9 protein-coding genes are annotated in these 7786 nt (G+C 44.7%); 3 read left to right on the top strand and 6 right to left on the bottom strand.

Annotated elements, in window-relative coordinates:
• From GRP75_RS15670 to GRP75_RS15645, 6 genes are all read right to left on the bottom strand, one after another.
• Positions 1-1002 (bottom strand): histidine kinase dimerization/phospho-acceptor domain-containing protein (locus GRP75_RS15670; RefSeq protein WP_160789762.1); only part of this gene is annotated, 1002 nt, incomplete at its 3' end.
• A gap of 1 nt (position 1003) precedes the next feature.
• Positions 1004-1693 (bottom strand): response regulator transcription factor, encoded by a 690-nt coding sequence (locus tag GRP75_RS15665; protein WP_013309432.1) that lies wholly within the window; start codon positions 1691-1693, stop codon positions 1004-1006.
• 149 nt (positions 1694-1842) lie between these two features.
• Positions 1843-3429 (bottom strand): S1C family serine protease, encoded by a 1587-nt coding sequence (locus GRP75_RS15660; protein ID WP_023987800.1) that lies wholly within the window; start codon positions 3427-3429, stop codon positions 1843-1845.
• Positions 3430-3624: 195 nt separating this feature from the next.
• A complete protein-coding gene (locus GRP75_RS15655) occupies positions 3625-3933 on the bottom strand; it encodes a hypothetical protein (RefSeq protein WP_023987799.1) in 309 nt (102 codons plus the stop codon).
• Positions 3934-4017: 84 nt separating this feature from the next.
• Positions 4018-4593: a 3D domain-containing protein gene (locus GRP75_RS15650; protein WP_160789761.1), complete on the bottom strand. Its 576-nt coding sequence runs from the start codon at positions 4591-4593 to the stop codon at positions 4018-4020.
• 61 nt (positions 4594-4654) lie between these two features.
• Positions 4655-5536, bottom strand: a complete 882-nt coding sequence (locus tag GRP75_RS15645) for a putative sporulation protein YtxC (protein WP_160789760.1) — start codon at positions 5534-5536, stop codon at positions 4655-4657.
• Between the two features lie 240 nt (positions 5537-5776).
• Between GRP75_RS15645 and GRP75_RS15640 the strand changes: the two genes are divergently transcribed.
• The 3 genes from GRP75_RS15640 to GRP75_RS15630 all read left to right on the top strand — a co-directional run.
• Positions 5777-6172 (top strand): hypothetical protein, encoded by a 396-nt coding sequence (locus GRP75_RS15640; protein WP_160789759.1) that lies wholly within the window; start codon positions 5777-5779, stop codon positions 6170-6172.
• 206 nt (positions 6173-6378) lie between these two features.
• Positions 6379-6873, top strand: coding sequence for a cation:proton antiporter regulatory subunit (locus GRP75_RS15635; RefSeq protein ID WP_160789758.1), 495 nt, complete (start codon positions 6379-6381; stop codon positions 6871-6873).
• 4 nt (positions 6874-6877) lie between these two features.
• Positions 6878-7786: cation:proton antiporter (locus tag GRP75_RS15630; protein ID WP_160789757.1), on the top strand; the 909-nt coding region annotated here is incomplete at its 3' end.

Below are 7786 nucleotides of genomic sequence, written 5' to 3'. Positions count from 1 at the left end.
TGTTGTCACTCGCGAGAGCGGACACAGGGAAAACATATCACTCACCAAACGGCTCATCCGTTTGCCTTCATCCGCCATGTCATTTAATGCCTCCATAGAAAGCTCGCGAATCATCTCTTCATCCATATTCGGTCGCTCTCCTGGTTCGGTAGTCCACATTTTGAGCAAAAAATCAACGTTGCCACGGATCGTCGTTAGCGGCGTACGAAGCTCATGGGAAGCATCAGCCACAAAACGACGCTGTGCACCGTACGCATCTTCCAGCTCCTTGTAAAACACCTCTGTACGCCCCAGCATGTTGTTAACCGTCCCGATTAATTGTCCAATTTCATCTGGTGGTCCGTCATATTCAATCCGTACACTCAAATCATTACTGGATTGAATCTGATTTGCCCCCTCAATGACCTTGACCAGCGGCTTCATAGACTTGCGAGCCAGAAAGAGACCTGAGGTCGCAGCAGCGAGTAATGCAAACAACGAACCGTATACAAGCACATTTTGTAACCTGTTCATGAGTCGATCCTGAGAGCCCGTGAATTGTCCTACCTGTAGCAACCCGACCACCAACCCCAACTCCTCGGACTTAATGGGCTGTTGATAAATCATAAAGGAATCCCCATTTACGTTCACACGTCGAATCCCCTCATTTTGAACTGCTCCTGCCGCTGTAGATGGAACAGGGAAGGTGATATTGAGGTCTTTCATATTTTGGGTGGTTTTGGTAACCCCGGACGTATAATTGTAAATTTGTACATATAGCTGTGAGTCATCTATTCCACGCCCCTGCTCCAATCCCAAATCCAGGTTAGGGACTTCAAACAATCCCCCTTTAATAATAAGGCGTAATTGCTTGTTAATCTGTGGCGCCTGAGTCATAAGCTGACTTTTCACTTCATTATATGTGTAGTAATATACTAGTCCGTAAATAGCCAGACCAAAAATGACAAGTACAATAGCCAAGATGCTCGAATACCAAGCTGTCAGCCGCCACCGAATAGACATATTACACATCACCTCTTAAAATATAGCCAGCTCCCCGAATTGTACGAATGAGCCGTTTACCGCCATCCTGCTCCGTTTTTTGTCGTAGCATGGCAATATATACTTCCAGCACATTCGATTCTCCGCTATAGTCATAGCCCCAAATTTTGTCCATAATCAGATCACGCGACAGAACACGCTTGGGGTTTTGCATGAACAAATGGAGCAGTTCAAATTCTTTGGCTGTCAGTTCCAAGCGTTTGCCGCCACGAACCACTTCACGGGATTCGTTATCCAGTTGTAAATCCTCGAAGGTAAGCCGATTTCCGTTATTGTCCTGTTGTTCGGTTTTACGCCGCAAAAGCGCTCGCACTCGCGCCAGCAGCTCCTCCAGAGCAAACGGCTTGACGAGATAATCATCGGCCCCTAGATCCAAGCCCTTAACCCGATTCTCAACCTCATCCTTGGCTGTAAGCATCAGGACAGGTACCGTGCTTCCACCCTCCCGCATGCGACGGCATACCTCAAAACCATCGACCTGCGGCATCATTACATCCAGCACGACCACATCAGGCTCAGCTGTCAGCATTTTATTTAATCCCTCTGCTCCATTGGCGGCTGTCAGCACTTCATAGCCTTCAAATGCCAGCCCTCTGCGTAGCATGGAAACAATTTTTTCATCGTCATCAATAATCAGAATAGTAGAACGCATACACGATCGAACTCCTTTATCTCTTCTTTTCCCTCTATTGTAGCAGGAGTAGACGCGTGTAGCATCTGGCTGCTCCATACAGCAAGAAACGGAAGGGATCTTCCTTCCGTTTCTTGCGTGCACATGTTCATTTTTGTAGAGTTATCAGCTTATTGCTGAAGCGTCGAGCTAAAGTCATTTTTGTTGCCTATTTTCAGCTGAACATCTTTTTTCTGCCCAGCTCGTTCGATGTTAAGCGTCAGTGCTGTACCCACTTTTTGTTTTTGAATGAACTGGATCAGCTCTTGTGATGTGCTATAAGGCGTGCCATTGGCTCCGATAATCACATCGTAAGGACGCAGATCGGCCTGATAAGCTGGCGATTTGTATATAATATCCCGTACTACCGAGCCTTCGGTTAGGGATGTGCCCAATTCTTTGGCTACTTCAGGACTCAAATTTAACAGACTTGCACCAATGAAAGGTACAGGTTCTTTCGGGATAGGCTGGTTATTTTTCAGCTTATCGACGACTTCCAAAATTGTATTGGACGGAATCGCAAACCCGATTCCCTGTGCGTCTGCACTAACAGCTACGTTCATACCGATAACCTGCCCTTGCAGATTTAACAGCGGTCCGCCAGAGTTACCAGGGTTAATGGACGCATCCGTCTGAATGAGATGCTTGTATTGCGTCGGTTTTCCAGTCGATTCACTATTAATGGTGATCGTACGTTCTTTCGCACTTAGCACCCCGGCTGTTACCGAATGCTCAAAGCCTTCAGGGTTGCCGATTGCGACCATCCACTCGCCGACTTTAGCGTTATCGGAGTCACCCAAAGTTACTGTCGGAAAGTTGTTTTTGCCTTCAATTTTAAGTACCGCCAAATCAAGATCAGCATTTTTGCCCAAGACTTTGGCTTCGTAAGGCTTATTAGTTCCCTCTACTGTAACCTGAACCACACTCGCGCCTTCAACAACATGGTTGTTGGTTAGGACGTAACCCGATTTATCAAAAATAAAACCGGAACCAATACCAAGCGGAGTCAGCTGCCCGCTGTTGCTACCTTCATTTTCATTACTGTTACCGCTACTGCCACTGTCACCATACTGATTACCGAAAAAGTATTGATACAGCGGGTCATTGTAATAAGGGCTGCTTTGTCTGCCGCTGCTACCACTGGTTTGTTTGGCAAGCGTTTCGATTTTGACGACTGCCGGACCAGCCTTGGCCACAACAGATTGAACATCAGCGGTACCTGAAGGCATCACAGCCGGAACTGCGCTTGGAGTCGAGCCAGTTGTTCCTGAATTAGTCGTTTCTCCACTTTCAGCTGCCGCCGAAGTTAACGCCGTCTCGGGTGTGAACATATTTGTTCGGTCAGCTGTGTACATCAATACCGTAATGACCAGCATCCCAGCCAAAAAAGATAAGAAAATTGTTTTCACCTGCGACTTGGGCTTATTCGGTTTGAATTGCCAATTGCCACCATTCCGACCCGAACCATCCTGTTGCTCAGGCATAGCGCGATGGTATGAGGGAGGAAGAGGTCTCACTGCCTGTGGTGGCGTAATCTCAACATCCTTTTCCACCGACTGCCCTTCCTTACGTTGTCCGTCCGATTGAACTGAAGAAAAAGGGCCGTAAGAATAATAATATGAGGAACCGTTCGAATCGTTTTGCCGAGTTGCATTATCGGTATCAACCTGATCGTTGTCGTTCCGGCGTCCGGAGTTATTATTTTTAAATTCGTCCATTGTATATCTCCTCCCAAACCCTATGCTTCAAGGTGGTGTTGTTTAACTGACTTTATTTTGCACTTTAAACCTTAATTCCACCTTAAAAACAATTAAAAAGGAGATAAAACCTTAGACCTATTGTACCTATTCACTTTCACTTAAAACGAAATGCCCCGGATATAATCCGGAGCATTATCAATTGTATATGCTTTTTTATTTCGTGTTAAAGTTTTCGTCGAACTTTTCGTTCGGTGTTTGAGCATTGTTTTGAACTTTGTTGCGACTGGAGTTTTGAACTTTTTGAGCTACAGCGCCTGTACCGCCTTGTTCTGTTGCAAATTCTTCATCATACTTCTCATTTGGTGTCTGAAAGTTGTCTTGAATTTTATTTTGTTCAGACTGCTTTACCTTTTGTGAAACGACACCTACCGTATTGTCTTGTGCAAATTCCGCTTTGAACTGATTTCCTGCGCTTGCCTTGAAGCCTTTGTTCGTGAAAGAACTTCCGCCTTGATTTGGCATAATTCTCAACCTCCCAGTATGTTTTGCGGGATAAGCTCATCCCGCAACATAGTATGTGATATTGGAAAAAACAATATTCAAGGATTATATGGAAGCATCCAGTGTCGCGGTCGGAATAGTTTTATGCGTTTCTATCGCCTTTTGGAGCGATTTGACCATCTTTTCTGTACATTTTCCGTTCCCTTTTTTTATAATTTGAACATCCACATCTTTCTTGCCCCATTCAGAATACACCTGCCGGGTTGTTTTAAAATACAAGTCAATTTTATTGCCCTTAATCGCAGAACCTGTATCTGCTACAATCCCGTATCCGTAACCTGGAATGTACAATATGCTTCCCAAAGGAAACATTTTGGGATCAGCCGCAATCGTAGACAGTGTGTTCTTGTCACGACGCACTTTTACACCGGAATACGTAATACCGTAACCGGGATGACTTGGCCGTTTGCCAGTCGATTCATAGCCTGCTGTATATCCTGTTGCCGTGACCGTCATGGTCGTAATAACCTGCTCTTCGCGTGGAGCTAAAACAGGTGTGGACTGCCATTTTTTATGCTGGACCGGTTCTTTGTGACCGTAAACTTCATTGCCGGGCAATACCAGACAGGTTGCAATTAACACGGTTCCCAAAATCCGTTTCCATACCAACATGGATCTCATAAAAAACCTCCCCTTGAGGCAAAGGCTTTCCAGAAATCCATTAGTTTATACGAACAGATTATTATTTTTGAACATCCTGACCTGGATAAAGTCTGCTCAGTTTCACTTTATCTTCAAAAATATGCAGGAGTGTCCGCACTATGGGGGTGTGTTCATCGTCTGTGTGCAATATAATGGAAGCAGGAGAAATCGAAATAAGGGTGCTCACGATTCGATCCTCGACCTCCATTTCTAGTTCAATGCCTGGCATCTCGACAATGATGTCATCTGCATCAGGAGTCGGTATGGGCACCATGGCACTATCCAGAATCGTAAAATTATGTCCACCTTGGTGAAGTACGTGTACGAGCGGAACTTTGCTTTCCTGAAAAAAAACAAAATATTTAAGCAGCCCCATAAATTCTTCGTATTGCCGATCTGCCCAGAATTCTTCCATAGCATAGTCGACGATTTCTTCAAGCTCTTTTTTATACGCATGGAGCCTAAATTGAATCAGCCCTTCCAAATTGATCACACGAAGCTCCTTGAAATCCTTCTCCAGGAGAGTAGTCAGCTTACCATGACGCTTCAAACGACCTCTGGGGCCATCATCGTTTAACAGTGAACGAATCATACTGCGAATTTGCTCTGTATCCTCTTTCTCCAGCAGCGAACAGGCTTTGGTGAGAATGAGATTGAGCAGCCCCCACTCCTTGACTTCGATAATATAATCCGCTATAGCTGAAGACATGATGCTGTATACACAGGGGAGAAAGCTTTCAAACGCCGAATTGCTTTCTGTGCCCTTGCAGGTCCATGCCACTTTGTTATTCAGCTGTCTGAAAGTGAATCGAAATCCGCGCCGTGACATATGTAGTCCCTTTGTTCTACTTTTGACCACTTCGTAAAACCGGTCGGTTTCCTGATCTCCGTCTGTATTGGTCCACACTGTAAACAGTTCCATTGGCTCACTCCTTTCGATCACTGCTTTCAGTATATGGCGGCCTCTGAAGGGTTATACGAAGTGAACGACTGGAAACAGAAAGACATATTCAAAAGAGGATAATCTGGTTTCAAAAAGCCGGTTGGCGTGTTATAAACATTACTGTGATATAGGAAAAAAACCGAAAGACGTTTGAATATTTAGGGTGGGGTATGTTAAGGTTATATTAATATGAATTTTTCACAAGAGGGAGGAGATAAGATGTCAACGATGCTGAACATGCTGCGTACATTCATGATTGTCATATTGAGCCTCGTTCAGATTTTGTCCCTTCCTGTGACGTTTCATGCGGAAGACACTACTCAATCCCTTCAGTTTACTGCAGGATCTTCTGTTGTGCCTCATGCTGATGTTTCCTCGTTAGAAACTGATTCTCACGGTCTGGAGCACCATTCCAAACCAGCTATACGCAAATCCTCCCCTTTACTTCATCTGGTGATCGCTGCGGCCAAATCACTTCCCTTTGTCATTTTGATAGCGCTTGTGCTGCTATTGAGCATCCCTAAACTACGTCTGCCTTTTATTCCTGTCATTTGCAAACTAAAGAAGCAATTGTACTTGTTCCCCATCAAATTCACCTCTAGTTATGTGGCTTAACCTTCCTTTGCATGCACATCACCACATTTGCATGTCTATTTGTTAACTATCCCTATAAGTGTAATACGTAAAGTCTATTTATCCGGTTTTTTATGTTAATTTATAAAATTTAATACAAAAAGAAAGTTTCCATGTCACTCCCAAAGTATGTGATTTATTTCCCATACCATTCATTTAAATAACGTATCATACAGGAGGCTTTACAAATGGATATTCGAGAGTCTATTTTGCCAGGAATCGGGATTAAGTATCGAATAGATGCAGAGAGTGGCGACCGAATTGTCATTATTATTCATGATGATGGCAGGCGCGAGTTGTATCACTTTGATTACGAGGATCTGGAACAAAGTATTTCTATGACAACCCTGAATGATCAGGAAGCGCGATTGGTAGCCTCCATCATCGGTGGTATGACCTATAAGCCCAAACAGCTTGAAAGTGTAGAAATGACGTTTGACGATTTTATTATCGAATGGTATAGAGTGGAATCTGATTATGCAAGTGTCGGCAAATCCATCGGTGAGCTGGATGTAAGGCAAAATTCGGGAGCCACTGTTATTGCAATTGTGGAGAAAAAAGGAAATAAATATGTAAATCCTGGTCCTGAAGTGATTATTAACGATGATGCCACTGTAGTCGTTGTTGGGGAACGCGATCAGCAAAAACGATTTAAACAAATCCTTATGAACGGAAGCGGGTGATTGGATGGATCATCTGGTATTTGAGGTTGGATTGGCTATTGCTCTCATCGCTGCAGCCGGACTTATTTCCTCCAAACTGCGCTTCTCGGTCATCCCTTTTTATATCCTGATCGGAATGGCAGTTGGACCGCATGCGATGGAGCTATGGCATTTTGATTTTCGCTTTATCGAAAGCGCCCCATTTATTGATTTTATGGGAAGAATCGGAGTGCTGTTTCTTCTCTTCTACTTGGGTCTCGAGTTCTCAGTAGGTCGGTTAATTAAATCAGGTCGTTCCATTGCTGTGGGCGGTACCATTTATATTGGCATCAATTTTACACTGGGGCTGGCTCTTGGCTTCCTGAGCGGCTTTCCTGTAGCAGAGACACTGGTTATCGCCGGAATTACAACAATATCATCCAGTGCTATTGCTGCGAAGGTGCTGGTAGATCTCAAGCGGACCGCCAATGCTGAAACTGAAATGATTTTGGGCATTATTATGTTCGAGGATGTTTTCCTCGCCGTATACATCTCCATCCTCTCCGGATTGGTTCTTAGCGATTCATCCTCGCTCGGGGGTGTGCTGCTATCAGCGCTAATCGCGCTAGGCTTTATGCTTGCAGTCATTATTATCGGCCGTAAGGCCGTCCCTCTGTTAAATCGGATTCTCCGTATTCGCTCCAATGAGGTATTCGGACTTGTTGTTTTCGGCTCTCTGTTTCTGGTGGCTGGTTTTTCGGAAACGATTCATGTGGCGGAAGCTATCGGCGCCCTGTTGGTCGGTCTGGTACTGGCCGAAACGGAACACGCCAAACGGATCGAGCATTTAATTGTTCCTTTCCGCGATTTCTTTGGCGCCCTGTTTTTCTTCAGCTTTGGACTATCCATTGATCCACTGTCCCTGGGAGGAAACGCGATATGGCTTGCACTGGTA

This window comes from Paenibacillus sp. OT2-17 (genome assembly GCF_009827695.1).
GTDB lineage: Bacteria > Bacillota > Bacilli > Paenibacillales > Paenibacillaceae > Paenibacillus > Paenibacillus polymyxa_B.
This window is presented reverse-complemented; position numbering and strand designations above follow the sequence as displayed.